At 71.5% G+C, this 21,196-nt stretch carries 20 protein-coding genes and 1 tRNA gene; 6 read left to right on the top strand and 15 right to left on the bottom strand.

Annotated elements, in window-relative coordinates:
• Positions 1–12 precede the first annotated feature (12 nt).
• The 10 genes from J1M64_RS08080 to J1M64_RS08035 all read right to left on the bottom strand — a co-directional run bounded on the left by J1M64_RS08080 (position 13) and on the right by J1M64_RS08035 (position 12,326).
• The gene (locus J1M64_RS08080; RefSeq protein WP_206473834.1) at positions 13–2,274 is read right to left on the bottom strand and encodes a S9 family peptidase; all 2,262 of its coding nucleotides are present in this window, start codon (positions 2,272–2,274) and stop codon (positions 13–15) included.
• Entirely contained in the window at positions 2,271–3,164 is an 894-nt protein-coding gene (locus J1M64_RS08075; RefSeq protein ID WP_206473833.1) for a phosphoribosylaminoimidazolesuccinocarboxamide synthase, read from the bottom strand. Before J1M64_RS08075 ends, J1M64_RS08080 begins: the two co-directional genes overlap by 4 nt.
• Positions 3,165–3,234: 70 nt before the next feature.
• Positions 3,235–4,098, bottom strand: coding sequence for an alpha/beta hydrolase (locus J1M64_RS08070; RefSeq protein ID WP_119191929.1), 864 nt, complete (start codon positions 4,096–4,098; stop codon positions 3,235–3,237).
• Positions 4,099–4,152: 54 nt separating this feature from the next.
• Positions 4,153–4,350, bottom strand: coding sequence for a hypothetical protein (locus tag J1M64_RS08065; RefSeq protein WP_182635512.1), 198 nt, complete (start codon positions 4,348–4,350; stop codon positions 4,153–4,155).
• Positions 4,351–4,449: 99 nt separating this feature from the next.
• Entirely contained in the window at positions 4,450–5,889 is a 1,440-nt protein-coding gene (purB, locus tag J1M64_RS08060; protein ID WP_132064011.1) for an adenylosuccinate lyase, read from the bottom strand.
• A gap of 22 nt (positions 5,890–5,911) precedes the next feature.
• Positions 5,912–6,055: a hypothetical protein gene (locus tag J1M64_RS08055; protein ID WP_156776009.1), complete on the bottom strand. Its 144-nt coding sequence runs from the start codon at positions 6,053–6,055 to the stop codon at positions 5,912–5,914.
• Positions 6,056–6,123: 68 nt separating this feature from the next.
• A complete protein-coding gene (locus J1M64_RS08050; RefSeq protein ID WP_132064012.1) occupies positions 6,124–7,299 on the bottom strand; it encodes an aminotransferase class I/II-fold pyridoxal phosphate-dependent enzyme in 1,176 nt (391 codons plus the stop codon).
• 30 nt (positions 7,300–7,329) lie between these two features.
• Entirely contained in the window at positions 7,330–9,018 is a 1,689-nt protein-coding gene (locus tag J1M64_RS08045; RefSeq protein WP_241261260.1) for a DASS family sodium-coupled anion symporter, read from the bottom strand.
• Between the two features lie 89 nt (positions 9,019–9,107).
• The gene (locus tag J1M64_RS08040; protein WP_206473832.1) at positions 9,108–10,580 is read right to left on the bottom strand and encodes a family 43 glycosylhydrolase; all 1,473 of its coding nucleotides are present in this window, start codon (positions 10,578–10,580) and stop codon (positions 9,108–9,110) included.
• A gap of 114 nt (positions 10,581–10,694) precedes the next feature.
• A complete protein-coding gene (locus J1M64_RS08035; RefSeq protein ID WP_206473831.1) occupies positions 10,695–12,326 on the bottom strand; it encodes an AMP-binding protein in 1,632 nt (543 codons plus the stop codon).
• 164 nt (positions 12,327–12,490) lie between these two features.
• Here J1M64_RS08035 and J1M64_RS08030 point away from each other — a divergent pair, with 164 nt between their 5' ends.
• Both J1M64_RS08030 and idi read left to right on the top strand, forming a co-directional pair.
• On the top strand, positions 12,491–13,642 hold the full coding sequence (locus J1M64_RS08030; protein ID WP_163375509.1) for an acyl-CoA dehydrogenase family protein: 1,152 nt from the start codon (positions 12,491–12,493) through the stop codon (positions 13,640–13,642).
• 83 nt (positions 13,643–13,725) lie between these two features.
• Positions 13,726–14,310 carry an isopentenyl-diphosphate Delta-isomerase gene (gene idi, locus J1M64_RS08025; protein ID WP_163375508.1) on the top strand — a complete coding sequence of 195 codons (585 nt, stop codon included), beginning with the start codon at positions 13,726–13,728 and terminating at the stop codon, positions 14,308–14,310.
• A gap of 14 nt (positions 14,311–14,324) precedes the next feature.
• Here idi and purD read toward each other — a convergent pair whose 3' ends face one another.
• Both purD and J1M64_RS08015 read right to left on the bottom strand, forming a co-directional pair.
• Entirely contained in the window at positions 14,325–15,581 is a 1,257-nt protein-coding gene (gene purD / locus J1M64_RS08020) for a phosphoribosylamine--glycine ligase (protein WP_119191921.1), read from the bottom strand.
• A 58-nt stretch (positions 15,582–15,639) separates the two neighbouring features.
• Complete coding sequence (locus J1M64_RS08015) at positions 15,640–16,344, bottom strand: TetR/AcrR family transcriptional regulator (protein WP_194307179.1); 705 nt, start codon at positions 16,342–16,344, stop codon at positions 15,640–15,642.
• Positions 16,345–16,470: 126 nt separating this feature from the next.
• Between J1M64_RS08015 and J1M64_RS08010 the strand changes: the two genes are divergently transcribed.
• Positions 16,471–16,899, top strand: a complete 429-nt coding sequence (locus J1M64_RS08010) for an HIT family protein (RefSeq protein WP_067711927.1) — start codon at positions 16,471–16,473, stop codon at positions 16,897–16,899.
• Between the two features lie 60 nt (positions 16,900–16,959).
• On the opposite strand, the gene J1M64_RS08005 is transcribed toward J1M64_RS08010, so the two are convergent.
• The 3 genes from J1M64_RS08005 to J1M64_RS07995 form a co-directional block, all read right to left on the bottom strand.
• A complete protein-coding gene (locus J1M64_RS08005) occupies positions 16,960–17,352 on the bottom strand; it encodes a nuclear transport factor 2 family protein (RefSeq protein WP_227022412.1) in 393 nt (130 codons plus the stop codon).
• Positions 17,353–17,368: 16 nt separating this feature from the next.
• On the bottom strand, positions 17,369–17,743 hold the full coding sequence (locus J1M64_RS08000; RefSeq protein ID WP_132064016.1) for a nuclear transport factor 2 family protein: 375 nt from the start codon (positions 17,741–17,743) through the stop codon (positions 17,369–17,371).
• A gap of 178 nt (positions 17,744–17,921) precedes the next feature.
• Positions 17,922–17,994, bottom strand: a tRNA-Thr gene (locus J1M64_RS07995).
• Positions 17,995–18,071: 77 nt separating this feature from the next.
• Here J1M64_RS07995 and J1M64_RS07990 point away from each other — a divergent pair.
• From J1M64_RS07990 to J1M64_RS07980, 3 genes are all read left to right on the top strand, one after another.
• The gene (locus J1M64_RS07990; RefSeq protein WP_235027713.1) at positions 18,072–19,454 is read left to right on the top strand and encodes a threonine/serine exporter ThrE family protein; all 1,383 of its coding nucleotides are present in this window, start codon (positions 18,072–18,074) and stop codon (positions 19,452–19,454) included.
• Positions 19,455–19,524: 70 nt separating this feature from the next.
• Positions 19,525–19,707, top strand: a complete 183-nt coding sequence (locus J1M64_RS07985; protein ID WP_067711921.1) for a hypothetical protein — start codon at positions 19,525–19,527, stop codon at positions 19,705–19,707.
• Positions 19,708–19,741: 34 nt separating this feature from the next.
• Positions 19,742–21,190 (top strand): trehalose-6-phosphate synthase, encoded by a 1,449-nt coding sequence (locus J1M64_RS07980; protein ID WP_159147686.1) that lies wholly within the window; start codon positions 19,742–19,744, stop codon positions 21,188–21,190.
• The last annotated feature ends 6 nt before the right edge of the window (positions 21,191–21,196 follow it).

Raw genomic sequence — 21,196 nt, 5'->3', positions numbered from 1 at the left:
GGCCGGGCGGGTCTAGCCTGCGCCCGCCGTGCGGAGGGTCCACGCGTACTCGAACGCGGTCTGACGCCACCGCTCGTAGCGCCCGGACACTCCCCCGTGACCCGCGCTCATCTCACAGCGCAGCAGCACCGGCCGATCCGCCGAGTTGGCCGACGGGGACACCGCCCGCAGCCTGGCCACCCACTTGGCGGGCTCCACATACAGCACCCGGGTGTCGTTGAGCGAGGTCACCGCGAGGATGGCCGGATAGTCCTTGGCCTCGATGTTCTCGTACGGGGCGTACGAGGCCATGTAGTCGTATACCTCCTCGGAGTGCAGCGGATCGCCCCACTCGTCCCACTCGATCACCGTCAGCGGCAGCTCCGGCATGAGGATCGAGGTGAGCGGGTCGACGAACGGCACCACGGCCTGGATGCCCGCGAACAACTCGGGGGCCAGATTCGCGACCGCCCCCATCAGCAGACCGCCCGCGCTTCCGCCCTCGGCGACCAACCGGTCCGGGGCGGTGAGCCCGGAGTCGACCAGGTGTCGCGCACAGTCGACGAAGTCGGTGAAGGTGTTGCGCTTCGTGTGCGTCTTGCCGTTCTCGTACCAGAGCCGGCCCATCTCACCGCCGCCCCGCACGTGCGCCACGGCGAAGGCCATCCCCCGGTCGAGCAGCGAGAGCCTCGCCACCGAGAACGCGGGATCGATGCTGGTCTCGTACGAGCCGTAGCCGTACAGCAGCGTCGGCACCTGCTCGCCGGCATCGACGCGGGCGGCGGTGCCGGTGGACATCACCAGCGAGATCGGCACCCGGGTGCCGTCCGCGGCCGTCGCCCAGTCGCGTCGCTGGACGTAGCCGCTCGGGTCGTACCCGCCGAGCACCTCCTGCTCACGCAGCAGCGTCCGCTCCCCCGAGGCGAGGTCGAGCGAGTAGACCCGGCCCGGCGTGACGAACGAACCGAAGCCGAACCGCAGGACCGGCGAGTCCCACTCCGGGTTGGACCCCGGACCGGAGGTGTACAGCTCCTCGTCGAACTCGACGGGCTCGAACCGCCCGTACGCCTCGACTCCCGCCGTGGACCCCTGCTCGAGCGGCATCAGCGCGAACCGCGGCAGCGCCGCTTCGCGGTACCCCAGCACCAGCACGCGCGCGAAGGCGTCCACGCCCTCCACCCGGACGTCGTCGCGGTGGGCCACCAGCGTGCGCAGATCCCGCAGCTCGCCCTCGATCGGACCGACAGGCGCCTCGACCACCTCGTAGTTCGGGGCGCCGTCGTTGTGGGTGATGATGAACCGGTCCTCGCCACCGACGACCGCGTGCTCGACGTCGTACTCGACGCCCTCCTGCCGCGGCCGGACGCACCAGAACTCGCCGGCGGGATCGTTCGAGTCCAGGCACCACACCTCGGTGGTGATCTTGGACCCCGCCGCTATCTGCAGGAACTTCTCGCTGCGTGTCTCGCCGACCCCGATCCAGTAGGACTCGTCGGACTCGTGGAAGACCTTGTCGTCGTCGTCCCTCGTCGTGCCCAGCCGGTGACGCCACACCGTGTCCGGCCGCCAGGCGTCGTCGACCGTGACATAGAAGACGTACCGGCCATCGCGGGACCAGGTCACGCCGGCGGCGATCCCGGAGATCTCCTCGTCCGGGGCCGTGTAGTCCGGGTCGAGCGAGCGAAAACGCAGCGTGTACCGCTCGTCGCCCTCGGTATCGGTGGCCCACGCCAGTGCGCGGCCGTCGTGGCTGACCGAGAACGCGCCCAGCGCGAAGTAGTCGTGACCCTCCGCCTCGGCGTTGCCGTCGAGGAGCAACTGTTCACCCGGCAACTCCACGTCCGGGGAGACCTCGGGCGGAACCCAGCCCGCAGGGTCCGACGGGTCGTCGACGAACTGCTGCGGGACCGGGACCCGACAGTGCCTGGCGTACGAGCGGCCCTCCTCGGTGCGCGAGAAGTACCACCAGCCGCTGGCGCGCACCGGAACCGACATGTCGGTCTCCTTGACGCGGGAGCGGACCTCCTCGTAGACCTCGTCCTCCAGGGGTTTGAGGTCGGCGGTCATCGCATCGGTGTAGGCGTTCTCCGCCTCGAGGTAGGCGCGGGTCGCCGGGGCGTCCTTGTCGCGCAACCACTCGTAGTCGTCGACGAAGACGCGGCCGTGGTGCTCGCGACGGAAGGGACGGCGCTCGGCCTGCGGCGGCGTGGGCGTCTGCCCCGTGGTGGTGGCTGTGGTGGCGGTCGCGGTGGCTGCGGTGTCGGTGTCGGTGTCGGTCGTCTCGGTGGAGCTCACGCTGCGTCGCCCCCGATCCAGTCGGCGAACGAGCGGCCCGAGATGCGCTCGTAGGCCTCGATGTAGCGCGCCCGCGTCGCGTCCGCGACCTCCTGCGGCAGAGCCGGTGGCGGGGTGTCGGCATCGGAGTTCCAGCCCGCCTCCGGGCCCGTCAACCAGTTCCGCACGTACTGCTTGTCGAAGCTCGGTTGCACACGGCCCGGCGAATACTCGTCAGCGGGCCAGTAGCGCGATGAGTCCGGGGTGAGCACCTCGTCGGCCAGGATCAGCTCCCCGTCGGCCAGGCCGAACTCGAACTTGGTGTCCGCCAGCAGCACTCCGCGCTCGGCCGCCATCTCCGCGGCCCGCGCGTAGACGTCCAGCGTCGCCGTACGCAGCTGCTCGGCCAGCTCGGCCCCGACGATCCCGGTGAGCTGATCGAACGAGATGTTCTCGTCGTGATCCCCCACCGCCGCCTTGGTGGCCGGGGTGAAGATCGGCTCGGGCAGTCGGCTGGCCTCGACCAGGCCCCCGGGCAGCTCGATGCCACACACGGTCCCCGACTCCCGGTACTCGGTCATCCCCGACCCGGTCAGGTAACCGCGGGCCACACACTCGGCCGGGACCATGTCGAGTCGACGGACCACCATCGCGCGGCCGAGCACCTCGAGCGGGATGCGCTTGTCGTCCAGCGTCCCGGCCAGGTGGTTGGGCACGTCGAGGGCGTCGAAGAAGTAGGCGCTCATCGCGGTGAGCACGCGGCCCTTGTCCGGGATGGGCGTGCCGAGAACGTGGTCGTAGGCGGAGATGCGGTCGGTGGCCACCAGGAGGAGCGTCTCACCGTCGATCTCGTACAGCTCGCGGACCTTTCCGGAGACGAGATGGCGGTAGGAGGAGAGATCGGGTCGCATGACGGCCAGCGTAGCCGGAGGCCCACGTCCCGAGTCGAGACCGTCGGCCCCCACCCGTGGTTGGTCGGGCTCAGCCCAGTCGGGCCTCGAGCCACTCCCCCAACGCCGCATACGCGTCCTCGGCGCACAGGTCGTTGAACAGCTCGTGGAGGCCGCCCTCGAACTCCCGGTAGGTGATCTCCGGGCGCGGGTCGTGGTCGGACCCGGCGATCTGCGCGAAGCGCCGAGCGCCCGACGGATAGGTGATGGTGTCGGCCGAGCCGTTGAGGATCAGCGTCGGCAACCGCAGTGCCGGCGACCGCTCGATGAACTTGAGGCCGCCGGCGAGCATCGTCCCCGCCGTCACCGCGGGCACGCCCTTGTGGTGGACCAGCGGATCCGAGGTGTAGTCCTCGACGTACTCGGGCACTCGGGAGATGTCGTGCGGGTCGAGCTTCTCCACCGGCAGGAACGGCAGGAGGCGAGCGATCACGGGCGCCGCCACGCGCAGCGGTGCCGGGGTCCCCTCCCCCACGACGAGCCCGGGCGAGGAGAGGATGAGGCCCTTGAGGTCCCACGGCCGCCGGAGCGCGGACTCCCCCGCGATCAACCCACCCATCGAATGCCCCATCAGCAGTCGGGGCAGGGTCTCGGCCCCGCCCCCGTCGGCCGACCGGCTCCACTCCACCACCGCGTCGCGCACCGCGAGGTTGTCGCGGATGTGCGTCTCCATCGACACCTTGGCGCGGGGCCCGGGAGCCGTGCCGTGGCCGCGCAGATCGTAGGAGGCAACACTGATCCCCCGGTCGGTGAGGAAGCGGATCGTCCGCCCGTACCGGCCGGAGTGCTCGGCGAAGCCGTGCACGAGCAGCAGCAACGCCCGGGGCTGGTCAGCGTGGTGCAGGGTCACCTGCAGGCCGGAGGTGCCGGGGACGGGAACGGGGGTCTCGCGCATGAGCACGAGAGTAGCGCCGGTAGCCCCACCGGCGACGTCGATTGACCGGCCGCCTCAGATCCCGAGCTGGTCCAAGATGAGGCTGCCGGCGCCGAGCGGCATCAGAAAGAACGCGATCGGAACGTAGAACTGCTGCATGAACGCCCCCGGGTCGATCCCGACGGCCGAACTGGCGGTGGCGAACCCGGCCTGGATCATCCCGAACACGTCGTACAGTGCGCCCCCGAGGGAGCCGCTGGGCCTCGTGACCATGCTGTGGTCCTTCCCTGTCACTCGGCGACGGGAGGGCCCCGCCTCCGTCGGTGTACAGGACTTATCGGGCGGGGGGCCCGGCGAGTTACGGACAGGCTGTCAGAGGATCGAACCCGGCGCGTAGCCGGCCGCCTCCGGGTGGCGGGCCACGAGCGCCTCGACGCGGGCGGCGACCGCGTCGACCTGGTCGCCGGCAGCGCCGACGAACGCGGCACGATCCGCGAGCGCCTCCTCGAGCGCGGCGCGATCCAGCGGCAGCCGGTCGTCGGCGGCGAGCCGGTCCAGCAGATCGGGTTCGCGGCCCTCCTCGCGCATGGCCAGCGCCACCGCCACCGCGTTGGACTTGATCGCCTCGTGGGCGACCTCGCGGCCGACCCCGGCGCGCACCGCGGCCATGAGGACCTTCGTGGTGGCGAGGAACGGCAGGTAGCGCTGGAGCTCCTTGTCGATCACGGCCGGGTAGGCGCCGAACTCGTCGAGCACGGTGAGGAACGTCTCGAACATGCCGTCCAGGGCGAAGAACGCATCCGGCAGCGCGACACGACGCACCACGGAGCAGAAGACGTCGCCCTCGTTCCACTGCGCGCCCGCGAGTTCGGCGGCCATGGAGCCGTAACCGCGGAGCACGACCTGCAGACCGTTCACGCGCTCGCAGGAGCGGGTGTTCATCTTGTGCGGCATCGCGGACGAGCCGACCTGGCCGGGCTGGAAGCCCTCGGTGACCAGCTCGTGCCCGGCCATGAGCCGGATGGTCTGCGCCAACGACGACGGGCCGGCGCCGAGCTGGACGAGCGCCGAGACGACCTCGTGGTCCAACGACCGCGGGTAGACCTGGCCCACCGAGTCGAAGGTGCGGGCGAAGCCGAGATGCTCGGCGATCCGCCCCTCGAGCTCGGCCAGCTTGGCGGCGTCGCCACCGAGGAGGTCGAGCATGTCCTGCGCCGTGCCCATCGGGCCCTTGATGCCGCGCAGGGGGTACCGCTCGAGCAACGACTCCACGCGCTCCAACGCCACCAGCAGTTCGTCGGCCGCGGAGGCGAAACGCTTGCCCAGCGTGGTGGCCTGCGCGGCGACGTTGTGGCTGCGCCCGGCCATCACGGTGTCGCGGTGGGCGACGGCGTGCTCGGCCAGACGCCGGACCGCGGCGACGCCGCGGTCGCGGACGAGCTCGAGTGACCGCACCACCTGGAGCTGCTCGACGTTCTCGGTGAGGTCTCGGCTCGTCATGCCCTTGTGGATGTGCTCGTGGCCGGCGAGGTCGTTGAACTCCTCGATGCGGGCCTTGACGTCGTGCCGGGTGACGCGCTCGCGCTCGGCGATCGAGCCGAGGTCGACGCGGTCGATCACCGCCTCGTAGGCCTCGATCACCCCGTCGGGGACGTCGATGCCCAGGTCGCGTTGTGCGCGCAGCACCGCGATCCACAGCTGCCGCTCGAGCACGATCTTGTGCTCGGCGGACCACAGCGTGGCCAGGTCGGCGCTCGCGTAGCGCGAGGCGAGGACGTTGGAGATGCGGGGCTTGCTGCTCTGGGCGGTCACGCCCCCCAGTATCGCAGCCCGGTCAGGAGATCATCGAGCCGCCGGTGGACCCGGCCAGGATCTCCCGGGCGTTGAGGTAGACCTGCTCCACCGTGAGCGGAGCCTGCGCCAGCAGCCACGGCCGGGTGACGTAGACGATGGCGGTGATGATCTCGGCGGAACCCATGCGCCGACCGTAGCGCTCCGCGGGCGCCGGCGGGGGCCGTACATCACAGCCGCCCGCGGGGCCGGTACCTACGGGGCGAGCACGGCCTCCAGCCGGTCCATCGCCTCGGCGATCTCCTCGGTGCCGCCGGCGAAGCTCAGCCGGACGGTGTGGCCACCGTCGACGGTGTCGAAGTCGACGCCCGGCGTCAACGCGACCCCTGTTCGCTCGAGGACCTCCGCGCACCACGCCACCGAGTCGTCGGTCCAGCGTGAGACGTCGAAGTACGCGTAGAAGGCGCCGTCCGGAGGGGCGATCTCCCCCACGCCCAGCTCGCCCAGTCTGCGCAGGACCAGGTCGCGGTTTCGGGCGTACCGCTGGACGTGCCCGTCCAGCTCGGCGGCAGCGGCTTCGGTGAACGCGGCGACGGCGGCGAACTGGGCATCGGCGGGCGGACAGATGGTGAGGTTGCCGATCAGACGGTCCACGGGGTCACGCAGGTACTCCGGCAACAGCATCCAGCCGATCCGCCAGCCGGTCATGGAAAAGTACTTGGACACCGAGCCCATCACCACGGCTTCGCGGCTGGTCTGCCACGCGCTCGCGCACTCCCGGCCGTAGGTGACGCCGTGGTAGATCTCGTCGCTGACGAGCAGCGTGCCGTGGGCCTCGCACCAGCGCGCGAGGGCCTCGAGTTCGCCCGCGTCGATGATCGTGCCGGTGGGGTTCGCCGGGCTCGCCACGATGAGGCCGGCGGGCGCGTGGCCCAGTTCCGCCGTGACCGCCTCGAGCTGCGCGACCGTGGGTTGGTACCGGGTCTCGTGGCCGCAGGCGATCTCGTGGACCCGGCAGCCCAGGGCCTGGAGGGTGTTGCGGTAGGCGGGGTAGCCGGGGCGTGCCATCACGACGGTGTCGCCGGGGTCGAACGCGGCGAGGAACAGCACGGTGAAGCCGCCGGAGGACCCGGTGGTGACGACGACGTCGTCGGCCGTCACGTCCACCCCGTCCCGCCGCCGGTGGTACCCCGCGATCGCCTCGCGGAGCGGCCGGATGCCCAGCGCCTCGGTGTAGCCGAGGATCTCGGTGTCCAGGGCGTGGCGGGCGGCGGCGAGTACCGGGCCGGGGGCCGGGGTCGAGGGCTGGCCCGCGCACAGCGAGATGACGTCGCCGTGGGTCTCCTGCCGGCGGGCGGCGGCGGCGAGGACGCTCATGACGTGGAAGGGCTCGACGGCCGAGCGGCGGGAGGGTTCGCGTGCGACGGGCATGCCCCCGACGCTAGCGCGCCGGTCAGACGATCAGCCGGTCAGCCCGAACACCCACACCAACAGCGTCATGGTGACCGCGGTGATGGCGATCAGCCCGATCAGGTTGAGCCAGATCCCGCCGCGGATCATCTGCCCGATGGTCACGTATCCCGAGCCGTAGGCGATCGCGTTGGGCGGGGTCGCCACCGGGAGCATGAAGGCGCAGGTGGCGGCGAGCGCGACCGGGACGGCCAGGAACATCGGGTCCAGGTCCAGGCCGAGGGCGACGCCGCCGGCCACCGGCAGGAACGTGGCGGCGGTGGCGGTGTTGCTCGTCAGCTCGGTGAGGAACAGGACCCCGGCGGCCGCGACGAGCACCAGCGCGACGGTCGGCAGCGCGTCGAGCGCCGACGCCTGCTCGCCGATCCACCCGGTGAGCCCGGAACCGGAGAACTGTGCGGACAGTGCCAGTCCGCCGCCGAACAGCAGCAGCACGCCCCACGGCAGGCCCAGCGCGGCGTCCCAGGTGAGCAGCCGCACCCCGCGCTCGGTGCCGGCCGGCAGCAGGAACAGCAGCAGTCCGGCAGTGAGCGCGATCCCGGCGTCCGAGATCGGCGGGTCCTCCCACACCAGCGGCACGGCCACCCAGGCCACGGCCGCCGCGACGAACACCGCCAGGACGCGCCGTTCGCCCGACGAGGTCGGGCCGAGCCTGCGCAGTTCGTCGTCGAACAGTGCCCGACCGCCGGGGATCCGCTCGATCTCGGGACGGAACAGCACCTTGGTGAGGAGGAACCACGTGATCACGAGCATGACCACCGCCAGCGGGAGTCCGACCAGCATCCAGCGTCCGAAGCCCAGGACGATGTCGTGCTCGCCCTCCAGGTAGCCGGCGAGGAGGGTGTTGGGCGGGGTGCCGATGATGGTCGCCAGCGAGCCGACCGACGCCGCGTAGGCGATGCCCAGCATCAGCGCGGTGCCGAAGTTCGACCGGATCACGGCCTGCTTCACCTGTTCGGAACGCGGATCGGACGAGGAGTCCATCCGGGGGATCGCGTCCTCGTCGTCGTTCCCACCGGCGCTGCCGTTCCCACCGGCACGGTCCTTCCCACCGAGCTCGGAGGCGAGCATCAGCACCGACACCCCGATCGGGAGCATCATCACCGCCGTGGCCGTGTTGGACACCCACATGCTCAGGAACGCGGTGGCGATCATGAACCCGGCGACCACCCGGGTCGACCGGGTACCCATCGCGCGCACGGTGAGCAGGGCGATCCGCCGGTGCAGGTTCCAGCGCTGCATGGCGATCGCGATGAGGAAGCCGCCCATGAACAGGAAGATGATGTTGTTGCCGTACTCGGCGCCCACGTCGTTGACCGAGACGTCCTCACCCAGGACGGGGAAGACGATGAGCGGCACCAGCGCGGTGGCGGGGATGGGGATGCACTCGGTCATCCACCAGATGCCCAGGAGCACGGCGACCGCCGCGGTGAGGCGCGCGTTGTGTTCGAGATCGCCCGGCATGACCAGGTACACGAGCACGGCCGCCGCCAGCCCGGCGACGGTCCCGATCACGCTGCGGACGAACTCGCCCCGCGGCACCGCGGGGTCGAGCTCGCCGGGTGACTTCTGGTCGACCTCCATCCCGCGGTCGGGGTCCGGCTCCAGACCCCTCAGGTGTGGTGCCATCACGATCCTGCGGTCGTCGGTGCCGCCCGCGTCCGTGCCCCCGCCGGTCATGGCCCGCTCCCTCCGCCGGTCACCCCGACGCCTCCCAGCGGGGTGCTCTGGCGATCACGGTAACCCCGGGACGGCGGCCTCACATCCGATCAGGAGCCGGACGATCCGATCGGTGCGGATCCGAGTGCGCCCGATCCGAGTGACAAGGTTCCGTCCGGGGCGACCTCGAGGCCGAACACCGCCAGTTCCTGCGCCGCGCCGCCCTCCGCGGCACCGATCGAGATCACCAGTTCGTGGCGTCCCGGGGCGAGCGGTGCGGGCGGCCGCAGCGTCAACGGGCGGTCCATCGACGCCCCGGCGCCCACGCTCACCGGGACGGCCGGCAGGTCCCCGGTGCCGGTCACGATCGGCAGTGCGAGCCGTCGCTTGTCCGGGCCGGTGATGGTGGCCCGGACCTCGCCGGAATAGGCGGTGCCGGTGGAGGCGACCCGTACCGACAGGTCGATCACCTCGTCGCCGTCGGCGGTGTCGTCGTCGCCCGGTCGCAGTGCGGCCTGCCCCACCGCGGTGAGTCGGACGGGGAGCGCGACCACCGGATCGGCGGGCCGCGCCTCCGACGGCGTGCCGTCCCCGACGACCGGCCAGCCGCCCACCCAGTCCAGACGGTCGAGCATGAGGTAGCGCCGCTGCACGCCGCTGGGCAGCACCGCGTTGCCGCGGGGCGCGGCGTGGTAGAGCATCCAGTCCCCGCCGGCGTCGTCGGTGGCCACGTCCACGTGCCCCGGGCCCACCCAGTCGGTGTCGCCGCGCAGGATGACGTCACCGGGAAGGGGCTCGCCCGGCGCCTGCACCAACGGGCGCCCGGTCCTGTCCTCGTACGGCCCGAACAGCCCGTCGGCGCGGCCGCCCAGCACGCGGTACTGCGAGGCCTCCCCGTCGCAGCACAGCCCGGCGCTGGTGAACAGGTGCGTGCGCCCCTGACGGGTGACCACGGCCGGGGCCTCCACGCCGGTGCCGGCGACGAGCACGGGGTCGCCGTCCAGCACCGTGCCGGTGGCGTTCATCGGCACCGCGTGGATGCCCTCGAAGTTCCCCATGAGCATGACCGGGCCCGCGTCGGTGACCACTACCTCGGGGTCCATGGGATCCAGGTCCTGATACGGCTCCGGGGCGCCGTGGCAGACGATCGGCGCCGGATCGTGCGTCCACGGGCCGTCGACGCCCGGCGCGGTGGCCCGGCCGATACAGGGTGCTGCGCCCCCGGTCGTGTAGTACATGACGGCGCCCGTCGCGGTGATGTGGACGTCGGGCGCCCACAGGAACGAACCGGGCGGGGCCCACGCGGGCCGGGCGGCGAACGCGTCGCCCACGTACTCCCACTCCACCAGGTCGAAGGACCGGAAGTGCGGGATGAGGCGGGACCCGGCGCCGTCGCCCCAGTCGTCCGAGGTCGCGTGGACGTGGAACGCCCCGTCGGCGCCGCGCTGCACGGAGGGGTCGGGGGCGACCGAGGAGATCACCGGGTTGGCCGCCGCCGTCGCCGCGGTGGTCGCCGAGGCGAGAGGGACGACGACGACGAGCGCCGCGGACACGAGAGCACGGGCAGCCGCGGCCGGTTTCATGTGCTGAGGGTAGACCCGCCACGGGGTGTGTGAACCCCGTTCACCGCGTTCGGCCGGGGCGGATCCGGCGGTGGCAGCGTGCGGCGCGGGCCGCCTCAGGCCTGTCCGGCGCGCTCAGGCCCGTCCGGCGCGCTCCTTGCGCAGCAGGAACCGCTGGATCTTGCCCGACGGGGTCTTGGGCAGCTCGCGGACGAAGTGGATCCGGCGCGGGAAGGCGTGGGCGGCGAACTCCGTCTTGACCCACTTCTGTAGGCCGGACTCGGCCTCCGGGCCACCCTCCACGCCGTCGCGCAGGACCACGTACGCCTCGAGGACCTCCCCGGCCAGGTCGTCGGGGACGCCGATGACCGCCGACTCGAGCACGTCCGGGTGCTTGGCCAGGACGGACTCCACGTCGAACGGGCCGATGCGGTACCCGGACATGATGATCACGTCGTCGTCGCGGCTCGAGAAGTAGAAGTGGCCGTCCGCGTCGAGCTTGGCGGCGTCGCCGGTGTAGTACCAGCGCCCGTCCGCGCTGAAGCGCTCGGCGGTCTTCTCCGGGGCCTGGTGGTAGCCGGTGAACCACATCAGGGGGCTGGCGGGGACGTCGATCGCCACGCGGCCCAGCTCGCCCACGGGGGCGGGCTCGTCGTAGTCCGCGGCGAGCACGGTGCACGACCAGCCCGGCAGCGGCACGCCCATGGAGCCCGGGCGCACGTCCTCACGCAGCGAGTCGTGCCACGGGTTGATGATGAACATCCCGTGCTCGGTCTGGCCGTACTGGTCGCGCACCTCGACGCCGAACTGCTCGGTCGACCACTCGATCACCTCGGGGGTGAGCGGCTCACCGGCGGCCGAGGCTCGGCGGAGCGTGACGTCGGCCGGCGCGATGTCCCGCTTGGCCCGCATGGTGCGGTACACGGTCGGCGCGGCCGCGAAGTTGGTGACGTGGAAGTACTGCAGGACCGCGAACGCCAGCTCCGGGCTGTAGCGGGCGTGCAGCAGCAGGCTCCGACGGCCGACCGCCAGCGGGCCGAGGATGCCGTAGTAGAGGCCGTACGCCCAGCCCGGGTCGGCACCGTTCCAGAACACGTCGTCGGCCCGCACGTCCAGGCCCGTCTCGATGTACTGGTGGAACGCGGCCAGGGCGCGCACCGGCACGACGACGCCCTTCGGGGTGCCGGTGGTGCCGGAGGTGAACAGCATGACCAGGCCGGCGTCCGGACCGGTGACCGCCGCGGCGAGGCCGGGCTGCTGGGCGGCGGTGATCGTGGCCAGGTCGAGGTCGCCGTCTCGGGCCTCGGGGCAGTCCGCCAGGCCGGCGACGACCACCGGGACGGCGACGCTCTCGAGCTTTCCGCGCTGGTCCGCGTCGGAGACGACCACCTTGGCGTCGCCACCGGTGAGACGCATCTCGATGGCCGGCCACGCGAACGCGGTGAACAGCGGCATGTGGACGGCACCGAGTCGCCAGATCCCCATGAGGGTGAACACCAGGTCCGCGGACTTGGACATCAGCGTGGCCACCCGGTCGCGCTCGCCCACGCCGAGCTCGGCCAGCGCCGCGGCGACCTTCTCGCTCTCGGTCCGCAGCTCGCCGTAGGTGATGTCCCGCCCGGACAGGTCGGCGTCGATGACGGTGAAGGCGACCGCCTCGGGGGCGTGGCGGTCGCACAGGAACTCCGCGGCGCTCGCACCGGGGACGTCGTAGATTTCCAGCAACTGCTCCGGCGACAGGGGCGTGGACGCGGTGTTCTCGGTCATACCGCCAGATTGTGGCGCACGTGAACCACGACGCACCAGCAGCACCCACCAACGGGCACCCCCACTATCGGGGCTGGGCGTGCCGCGTCCCGGCGGTGCACTCTAATGGGAGCCGACCGACCCCGGGGACCGCACGGTCCCCCACCCGCACCCGGAGGACCCCCATGGCCGTGGACCGCCTGCTCCCCAGCGACGAGGCGTACGAACTGCTCGAGATGACGCGTTCCGTCGCGGATAAACTCCTCGAGCCGATCGCCGCCGAGCACGAGCGGAACCACACCTACCCCCAGGGCCTGTTCGCCCAGCTCGGCGAGGTCGGGCTGCTGGGCCTGCCCTACCCGGAGGAGTTCGGCGGCGGCGACCAGCCCTACGAGGTGTACCTCCAGGTGTTGGAGGAGCTCGGCGCCCGCTGGGCGGCCGTCGCCGTGGCGACCAGCGTGCACGGCCTGTCCTGCTTCCCGCTCGCCACCGCCGGGACCGACGAGCAGAAGGCCGAGTGGTTGCCGGGAATGCTCGCCGGCGAGCAGATCGGCGCGTACTCGCTGTCCGAGCCGCAGGCCGGGTCGGACGCCGCCGCCCTGCGGTGCCGCGCGGAGCGGGAGGGCGACGGCCCGGGCTCCGTGTTCGTCGTCAACGGCACCAAGTCGTGGATCACCCACGGCGGGATCGCGGACGTCTACAACACCTTCGTCCGCACCAGCGAGGGCTCCCGTGGGATCTCGTGCCTGCTCATTCCGCGCGAGACCGAGGGCCTGCACTTCGGCAAGCCCGAGGACAAGATGGGCCTCAACGGCGTCCCCACCACCACCGCCTCGTACGAGGGCGCCCGGGTCGACGCGGACCGCCTGCTCGGCGCGGAGGGCGACGGCCTGCGCATCGCGTTCTCGGCCCTGGACTCCGGCCGCCTCGGGATCGCCGCGGTGGCCACCGGCATCGCCCAGCGCGCCCTCGACGACGCGGTCGCCTATGCCCGCGAGCGCGAGGCGTTCGGCAAGACGATCATCGGCCACCAGGGGCTGGGCTTCCTCCTCGCCGACATGGCCGCCGCGGTGGCCTCGGCCCGCGCCTCCTACCTCGACGCCGCCCGCCGCAAGGACGCCGGCCGCCCGTACTCGCGGGAGGCCTCGATCGCCAAGCTCACCGCCACCGACGCCGCCATGAAGGTGACGACCGACGCGGTGCAGGTCCTGGGCGGTGTGGGTTACACCCGCGAGTTCCCGGTCGAGCGGTACATGCGCGAGGCCAAGATCACCCAGATCTTCGAGGGCACCAACCAGATCCAGCGGCTGGTGATCGCCCGCAGCCTCGCGGGCTGATCGACTGCCGGCGGCGCCCCGCGCGGCGGCCCTCCGGCTGCGCGCGGCGGCCGGGCCCGCCGGAAATGCCTAGGCTGGGCGGCATGTCCTCCCCTTCCGAGCCCCCCGCCACCGCCGGGTCCCGCGCCGCCGGGTCGCCGTCCGTGCCGACCGAGCTCGTCGTCCTCCTCGACGACGACGCCAACCCGATCGGTACCGCCGACAAGGCCACGGTCCACACCACGGATACGCTGCTGCACCTGGCGTTCTCGTGCCATGTCGTCGACGACGAGGGGCACGTGCTCCTCACCCGGAGAGCTCTGGACAAGCGGACCTGGCCCGGTATCTGGACGAACTCGTTCTGCGGCCACCCCGGTCCGGGCGAGGATCCGGTCGAGGCGATAGTCCGGCGGGCCGAGCAGGAGCTCGGAACCCGAGTGGACTCGATCGAACCCGCGGTACCGGACTTCCGCTATCGGGCCGTCGACGACTCGGGAATCGTCGAGAACGAGATCTGTCCGGTGTTCACCGCCCGCATCCGCGCCGAGGTGAACCCGCGGGCCGACGAGGTGTGCGCGCACCACTGGGCCCGTCCGGCGGATGTCCGCACCTCGGTCGACGCCACCCCGTTCGCCTTCAGCCCGTGGTTGGTCGCGCAGGTGCCCCGGATGGAGCTCTACTCGCGCTGATCGCGCGGGGCGCGTCAGCCGGGGAGGCTGATGCGCCCCTCCTCGGCGGCCTGGCCGATGTCCCGGCGGAAATGCCCGCCGCCGAGCTCGATGCCGTCGAGGATCCGGTAGGCCTCGGCCCGGGCCGCTGTCAGGTCCGCCCCCGTGCCCACGACCGACAGGACCCGGCCCCCGGCGGAGACGAGCCGGCCCTCCGCGTCGCGGGCCGTGCCGGCGTGGAGCACGCCCGGCTGTTCGGCGCCTTCGATGAGGTCACCGCGCCGCGGCGTCGCCGGGTAGTGCTCGGCTGCCAGGACCACGGTCACGGCGGCGCCGTCACGCCACACCAGCGGCGGTAGGTCGGCCAGTCGGCCGGTGGCCACGGAGTGCAGGGTCTCGCCCAGCGGCGACTCGAGCAGCGCCAGCACGGCCTGTGTCTCCGGGTCGCCGAAGCGGCAGTTGAACTCCACGACCTCGGGCCCGGACGAGGTGATCGCCAGCCCCGCGTACAGCAGGCCTGAGAAGCCGCAGCCACGGGCGACCATCTCGCGGGCCACCGGCTCGCACACCTCCGTGACGATCCGGTCGACCATTCCCTGCGGCAACCACGGCAGCGGCGTGTAGGCGCCCATCCCGCCGGTGTTGGGACCGCGATCGCCCTCGCCGACCCGCTTGTGGTCCTGGGCGGGCAGCAACGGCACGACGGTCTCGCCGTCGACCAGGCAGAACAGGGAGACCTCCGGGCCATCGAGGAACGACTCCAACAGCACCGGGTGCCCGTCGTCGAGACAGGCGAGAGCGTGCGCCCGGGCCGCGTTGCGATCGGGTGTCACGACGACCCCCTTGCCGGCGGCCAACCCGTCGTCCTTGACCACCCAGGTCGGTCCGAACCGGTCGAGTGCGTCGTCGAGGTCGGCGGGCGAGTCCACGATCTCGGCGCGCGCGGTCTTCACACCCGCAGCCGCCATGACGTCCTTGGCGAACGCCTTGGACCCCTCGATGCGGGCGGCCTCGGCGGACGGGCCGAACACCGGGATCCCGGCCTCGCGCAGGGCGTCGGCGACGCCCGCGACCAGGGGCACCTCGGGACCGATGACGACCAGTCCGGCGTCGAGCCTACGGGCCAGGGCCGTCACGGCCGCCGGATCGGTCACCGCGAGTTCGTGGCACTGCGCCTGCACCATGCCGGGGTTGCCCGGCGCCGCGTGCAACTCCGTCACCGCGGGATCCGCGGCGAGGGCGACGAGGAGGGCGTGCTCACGGGCACCGGAACCGATCACGAGAATGCGCACGACGACCACAGTAGCCCGGCCGCCGCGCCGGGTTGGCCCGGCCCGGAACGAACGGGCCCTAGACCCCTGCGTCGGCGGTGATGTCGGCGGCGGGGAACGCCGCGTCGCGGGCCCGCAGCGCCTCGTCGGTGAGCAGGTCCGTCATACACAGATCAATGGTCCGTGCGGTCGACCGTGCGGCGTCCGGGGTCCGCATCGGGCGGATCCCGAACATCGCCTGGGCGCTGAGGCCGTCGATCGCCGCCCACAGCGGCAGCTCGTCGTTCATGACGACCCCGGGCCGGAACGCCCCCGCCTCGATCCCGCGCTCGACGATCGCCTGCAATTCCACATTGATGGCATCGGCGTGCGCGGCGACGGTCTCCGACGGGCCCAGGTTCTCCATCATCGTGCGGGCCCACGCAGGCTCGTCGATCGAGAACTCCACCACGGCGAGAGCCGCTTCGCGCAGCTCGCGGTAGGCGGCGAGGACCGGATCGGACACCGCACCGCCGACGGCCGCGGCCGCCACGCGACCGACCAGCTCGACGAACCCGCGGGCCGCGACCTCCTCGACGAGCTGCTGCCGATTCGCGAAATGGCGGTACGCCGCGGTGGCGGACACCCCGATGTGCGGGGCGATCTCGCGGAGGATGATCGCCTTCTCCCCCGAGACCCTCGCGCGCGCGGTCGCCTCCTGGATGATGGCGTTGCGCAGATCGCCGTGGTGGTAGGCCTTCTTCTTCACCGCGCCCTCTGCCGTCGCAATACCTGCCTCGACCATGTCGATGCTCCTTCGCGTGTGTAGAGAGGACGGGGGCCACCCGGCGGGTAGCGGATACATCCATTAGACCACTTTTCGCCAGTCTGCCACCTGAGGCCATCGCCCCCGATACGTAGGCTGGGGTCCATGTCGACCGTTTTCAGCAAGATCATCGCCGGTGAACTGCCGGGCCGGTTCGTCTGGAAGGACCCCGAGGTGGTCGCCTTCCTCACCATCGCACCGGTCGCGCCCGGCCACACGCTGGTCGTCCCGCGCGCGGAGGTCGATCGGTGGACCGATCTCGAGCCCGCGCTGCTGACCCGGCTCAACGAGGTCGCACAGGCCGTCGGCAAGGCGGTCGTGGGAGGCCTCGGTGCGGCGCGCGCCGGGTATCTCATCGCCGGCTTCGAGGTGCCGCACACCCACATCCACATCTTCCCCGCCGACGACATGTCCGGATTCGACCTGTCGCTGGCGGACCCCGACGCGCCCGCCGAGGAGTCCGACGCGGCGGCCGAGACCATCCGGCGGTCGCTGCGCGAACTGGGCTACGGGGAGTTCGTCCCGGAGGCCTGAACCCGGGGCCGTCCGCCCCGGGTCGGCGGTCGGCCGCCGGCGCCGGGCCCTGCCCGATCGTCAGTGTCCGAGCGCCCGGGTGACGTCCTGCATGTCCTGATAGTCGGTCCACGCCGCGACGAGACCGTCGCGGAGCGCGAAGAACGAGCCGACCTCCACCTTCAGGGCGACCCCACCGATGGTGAGGTGTGTGGTCCGGTTGAGCGCCGCCACATCGCCCGAGCCCAGTACGTGGTGGATGTCCACGCTGACGTCGGTCGAGACATCCTGGTTGAACTCGATCACATGGCGCAGGCCCTCGTGTCCCCGGACGGTCTGCGTGCCCTCGATCGTGAGAACGACGTCCGGCGTGCACCATGACTGCGCGGTCTCGACGTCCCCCGCGAACGCCGCCTCGACCAGCGCCCTGACCACTTCCCGGGGATCCACCTCCCCGGCTCCGCGTTCGCTCACGGCATCCGCCTCCCCGTTAGCCGACGATCTCGTCGATCGCGTGCATGCTCTTGTAGTCTGCCCACCGCGTGACCACCCCGTCCGCCACTTCCACGAAGGAACAACCGCGGATCTCGATCCCGCCGCTGGGCAGGGTGTACCGCTCGAGGCGGCGCAGCGCGACGACCCCCTCGGATTCCAGGATCTCCCCCTCCACCCCGATGGTGAGGAAACCGGCCAGTCGGGAGAGGTCGGACACGATGTCGCGGACACCATCGTGCCCCTCGTAGCGCCTGACCTGGCCTGTCGTATAGACGATCGACGGAGAAGACAGTGCGATGGTCCGCTCGGCGTCGCCCGAGGCGAGGGCGGCCATCCACGCAGTGGCGATCTCTGTTGCGGACTGCGTCATCTCGGCGGCGCCCTTCTGGCGACGGGAATGTTGAGAACATTCTACTCATCAGTAGACGGAAGCTAACAATGATCACTGAACTGGGGGTCCCGCTCGGGGCCGCATCCCGCGGCCACCACCGACGGCCCGACACTTGGCGTGCCCTCAGCTTCCGGCTCGAACGCCGACGCCACTCGAGAGCTGGAGACGAGACTTGAACTCGCAACCGCCCGATTACAAGTCGGGTGCGCTACCAATTGCGCCACTCCAGCACGGGCGGCGACACCGCCGCGGCCCGCCAGTCATCCTAACCCGGCCACCGTCGGGGCTCTTGACTACGGTGTGCACCGTGGAGACCCGCGACGCACCGGCACCGCTCACCCGACCACTGGCGTGGATGGGACTGCGCAAGTCCGCCATGGACCTTGCGGTCGAGCCCCCGCTGTCCCCCATGGCGCCGGTCGACCTCGACGACGACGGCGCCGTCACCGACGTCCTCAACCTCGCCCTCGAGATCGGCGGGATCCTGCTGTCCTCCGGCGAGGGCGCCGCGGACACCGTCGCCCAGGCCGAGTCCGTGGCGGCGGCGTTCGGCCTGCCGGGCGCGACCGTGGAGGTCACCTTCACGTCGCTGACCATCGGGGTCAACCGACGTCGCGGCCGACCGCCGATCTCGGTCATCCGGGTGGTCAACTACCGCACCGTCGACATGACACGGGTGACCCGCGTCTCCCGCCTCATCGACCTCATCGTGCGCCGCCAGCTCACCGTCGACCAGGCCGCCGCCGAGGTCGAGACGATCGTGGCCTCCCCACACCCGCACTCCTTCCGCGTCGCGGTCCTGGGGTGGGCGATGCTGGGGTGCGCGGTCGTCATCCAGCTCGGGGGCAGCCCGCTGGCCGGCCTCATCTCCATGGTCTCGACGTTCGCCCTGATGTACGCCAACCGCTACCTGGACCGCCACCGACTCCCGAGCTTCTTCCAGCAGGTCGTGGGCGGGTTCATCGCGGCCGCGTGGGCCCTCGCCGCCTACGTCGCCGTGAGCAACAACTTCATCGAGGTCCAACCGTCCCAGCTGGTCGCGGCCGGCATCATCGTGCTGCTCGCCGGGCTCACCCTCGTCGGCGCCATCGAGGACGCCATCACCGGATTCCCGGTGACCTCCGCCGGGCGAGCGGTCGAGACGTTGGTCATGACAGGCGGGGTCCTGGGCGGGATCACGATCGCGCTCGCCGCGTTCGAACGCCTCGGCATGTCCCCACCCCCGATCGACCCGGCCATCGCCGGCAACGCCGCGGTCCACATCGCGGTGTTCGCCGCGGGCGTGGGCGCCGCCGGGTTCGCCGTGGCGAGCTATGCGACGGTGCGCGCGACCTGGCTCGCCGCCGCCGTCGGCGCGATAGGGATGCTCATCTTCCAGGCAGTCATGGCCACCGGACTGGGAGTGGTGGTGGGGTCCGCCCTCGCCGCCTGCACGATGGGCCTGATCGGCGGCATCCTCGCCCGTATCGCCACCGTCCCGCCGTTGGTGGTGACCATCGCCGGCATCACGCCGTTCCTGCCGGGCCTGTCGGTGTACCGCGGCCTGTCGGCGCTGACGAGCGACCAGACGGGTATCGGTCTGGGCCTGATGTTCCAGGCGTTGGCGATCGCGGTGGCACTGGCCGCCGGGATCGTGTTCGGTGAGTGGGTGACCCGCAATCTGCGCCGGTCGGCGGCCGCGGACGGGTGACGTAGGATCGGCAGCGGACGATGTCGCCCGAACAGGGCGCGCGCCCCCCACCGATCACAGGAGGACACCGATGGCATCCGCCGCCGCCAGCAAAGAACCCGAGCTCGACGACCTGGAGCCGGTCGCGGACGAGACCGCCGACATGGCCCGCAAGGTCGTGGCCTCGTACTCGGCCGACGCCGACGAGTGCCGGATGCTCCTCGACATGCTGGGGATCGGTCCGGAGCCGCAGGTGACGGCGGACGCCGAGTAACCAGACCACAGCGATCCACGCGAGGGGACAACCGATGACGAGCGGTACCGGGCAGACGTCCACCGGAGCAGGTGCCGACTTCGTCGTCGTCGCCAATCGTCTCCCCGTGGACCTCGTCATCGACCGGGACGGTACCGAACACTGGAAAGCCAGCCCAGGTGGCCTCGTCACTGCGCTGGAGTCCATCCTCAAGGCCAACGACGGCGCGTGGGTGGGGTGGCCCGGCGTCCCCGACGCCGCCCCCGAACCGTTCGACGCGGACGGCATCCGCCTCCACTCGGTCACCCTGTCCGCCCAGGACGTCGAGCTCTACTACGAGGGTTTCTCCAACGCCACCCTCTGGCCGTTGTTCCACGACGTGGTGGTGCCGGCCGAGTACCACCGCGAGTGGTGGAACGCCTACCGCGAGATCAACACCCGTTTCGCCGAGGCCACCGCGGAGGCCGCCGCCGAGGGCGCCACCGTCTGGGTGCAGGACTACCAGTTGTTGCTGGTGCCCTGTCTGCTGCGCGAGTTGCGCCCCGACCTGACCATCGGGTTCTTCCTCCACATCCCGTTCCCGCCCGTCGAACTGTTCATGCAGCTGCCGTGGCGCACCGAGCTGGTCGAGGGCATGCTCGGCGCCGACCTGGTGGGTTTCCACCTGCCCGGCGGGGCGGACAACTTCCGGATCCTCGCCAACCGCCTGCGCGGCTACCCGTCCGTCCGATTGCGGTCGACGCGGGGCCGCGCCTCCGAGATCCGGGTGGACGACCGCATGGTGCGGGTCGGCGCGTTCCCCATCTCCATCGACTCCGCGGCCGTGGACGCCACCGCCCGCACGCGCGAGACCCAGGCCCGCGCCGCCCGCCTGCGCGAGGAGTTGGGGTCGCCGCGGGTCCTGATGTTGGGCGTGGACCGTCTGGACTACACCAAGGGCATCGACGTCCGCCTGCGCGCGCTGGAGGAACTGTTCGAGGAGGGGCGCCTGGAGCCCGCCGACGTGACCCTCCTCCAGCTGGCCACGCCGAGCCGCGAGCGGGTCGAGCAGTACCAGATCATGCGGTCGCGGATCGAGGAGTCGGTGGGCCGCATCAACGGCACGTTCGGCGAGATCGGGCACCCCGTGGTGACCTACATCCACCGGCCCGTCCCCAAGACGGAACTGGCGGCGTTCTACGCGGCCGCCGACGTCATGCTGGTGACGCCCGTGCGGGACGGCATGAACCTGGTGGCCAAGGAGTACGTGGCCTCGTGCACCGATGGCGAGGGCGCCCTGGTGCTCAGCGAGTTCGCCGGCGCCGCCGCGGAGCTACGCCAGGCGTACCTGTGCAACCCGCACGATCTCGACGGGGTCAAGGACGCCATCATGGCCGCGGTCGACGACTCCCCCGATGACCGACGTCGCCGTATGCGGTCACTGCGTCGGCAGGTGTTGAGCAATGACGTCCACGCGTGGGCCCGCCGGTTCTTCAACACCCTCGACGCCACCTCGGACGACTAGGACCCC

It is taken from the genome of Dietzia sp. KRD202 (assembly GCF_017168155.1).
Classification (GTDB): domain Bacteria; phylum Actinomycetota; class Actinomycetes; order Mycobacteriales; family Mycobacteriaceae; genus Dietzia; species Dietzia kunjamensis.
Note: the sequence above shows the minus strand (reverse complement) of the source record. Positions and strands in the feature narration are given on the sequence as shown.

What these genes read in the sequence shown, in the direction of transcription:
- J1M64_RS08050 (WP_132064012.1), bottom strand. Translation starts at nt 7,299, where the DNA reads ATGCCCGTCGCACGCGAACCCTCCCGCCGCTCGGCCGTCGAGCCCTTC.
- J1M64_RS08035 (WP_206473831.1), bottom strand. Translation starts at nt 12,326, where the DNA reads ATGACCGAGAACACCGCGTCCACGCCCCTGTCGCCGGAGCAGTTGCTG.
- J1M64_RS07985 (WP_067711921.1), top strand. Translation starts at nt 19,525, where the DNA reads ATGGCATCCGCCGCCGCCAGCAAAGAACCCGAGCTCGACGACCTGGAG.
- J1M64_RS07980 (WP_159147686.1), top strand. Translation starts at nt 19,742, where the DNA reads ATGACGAGCGGTACCGGGCAGACGTCCACCGGAGCAGGTGCCGACTTC.
- J1M64_RS08075 (WP_206473833.1), bottom strand. Translation starts at nt 3,164, where the DNA reads ATGCGACCCGATCTCTCCTCCTACCGCCATCTCGTCTCCGGAAAGGTC.
- J1M64_RS08015 (WP_194307179.1), bottom strand. Translation starts at nt 16,344, where the DNA reads ATGGTCGAGGCAGGTATTGCGACGGCAGAGGGCGCGGTGAAGAAGAAG.
- J1M64_RS08030 (WP_163375509.1), top strand. Translation starts at nt 12,491, where the DNA reads ATGGCCGTGGACCGCCTGCTCCCCAGCGACGAGGCGTACGAACTGCTC.
- J1M64_RS08000 (WP_132064016.1), bottom strand. Translation starts at nt 17,743, where the DNA reads ATGACGCAGTCCGCAACAGAGATCGCCACTGCGTGGATGGCCGCCCTC.
- idi (WP_163375508.1), top strand. Translation starts at nt 13,726, where the DNA reads ATGTCCTCCCCTTCCGAGCCCCCCGCCACCGCCGGGTCCCGCGCCGCC.
- J1M64_RS08010 (WP_067711927.1), top strand. Translation starts at nt 16,471, where the DNA reads ATGTCGACCGTTTTCAGCAAGATCATCGCCGGTGAACTGCCGGGCCGG.
- J1M64_RS08055 (WP_156776009.1), bottom strand. Translation starts at nt 6,055, where the DNA reads ATGGGTTCCGCCGAGATCATCACCGCCATCGTCTACGTCACCCGGCCG.
- J1M64_RS08040 (WP_206473832.1), bottom strand. Translation starts at nt 10,580, where the DNA reads ATGAAACCGGCCGCGGCTGCCCGTGCTCTCGTGTCCGCGGCGCTCGTC.
- J1M64_RS08070 (WP_119191929.1), bottom strand. Translation starts at nt 4,098, where the DNA reads ATGCGCGAGACCCCCGTTCCCGTCCCCGGCACCTCCGGCCTGCAGGTG.
- J1M64_RS08045 (WP_241261260.1), bottom strand. Translation starts at nt 9,018, where the DNA reads ATGACCGGCGGGGGCACGGACGCGGGCGGCACCGACGACCGCAGGATC.
- J1M64_RS08065 (WP_182635512.1), bottom strand. Translation starts at nt 4,350, where the DNA reads ATGGTCACGAGGCCCAGCGGCTCCCTCGGGGGCGCACTGTACGACGTG.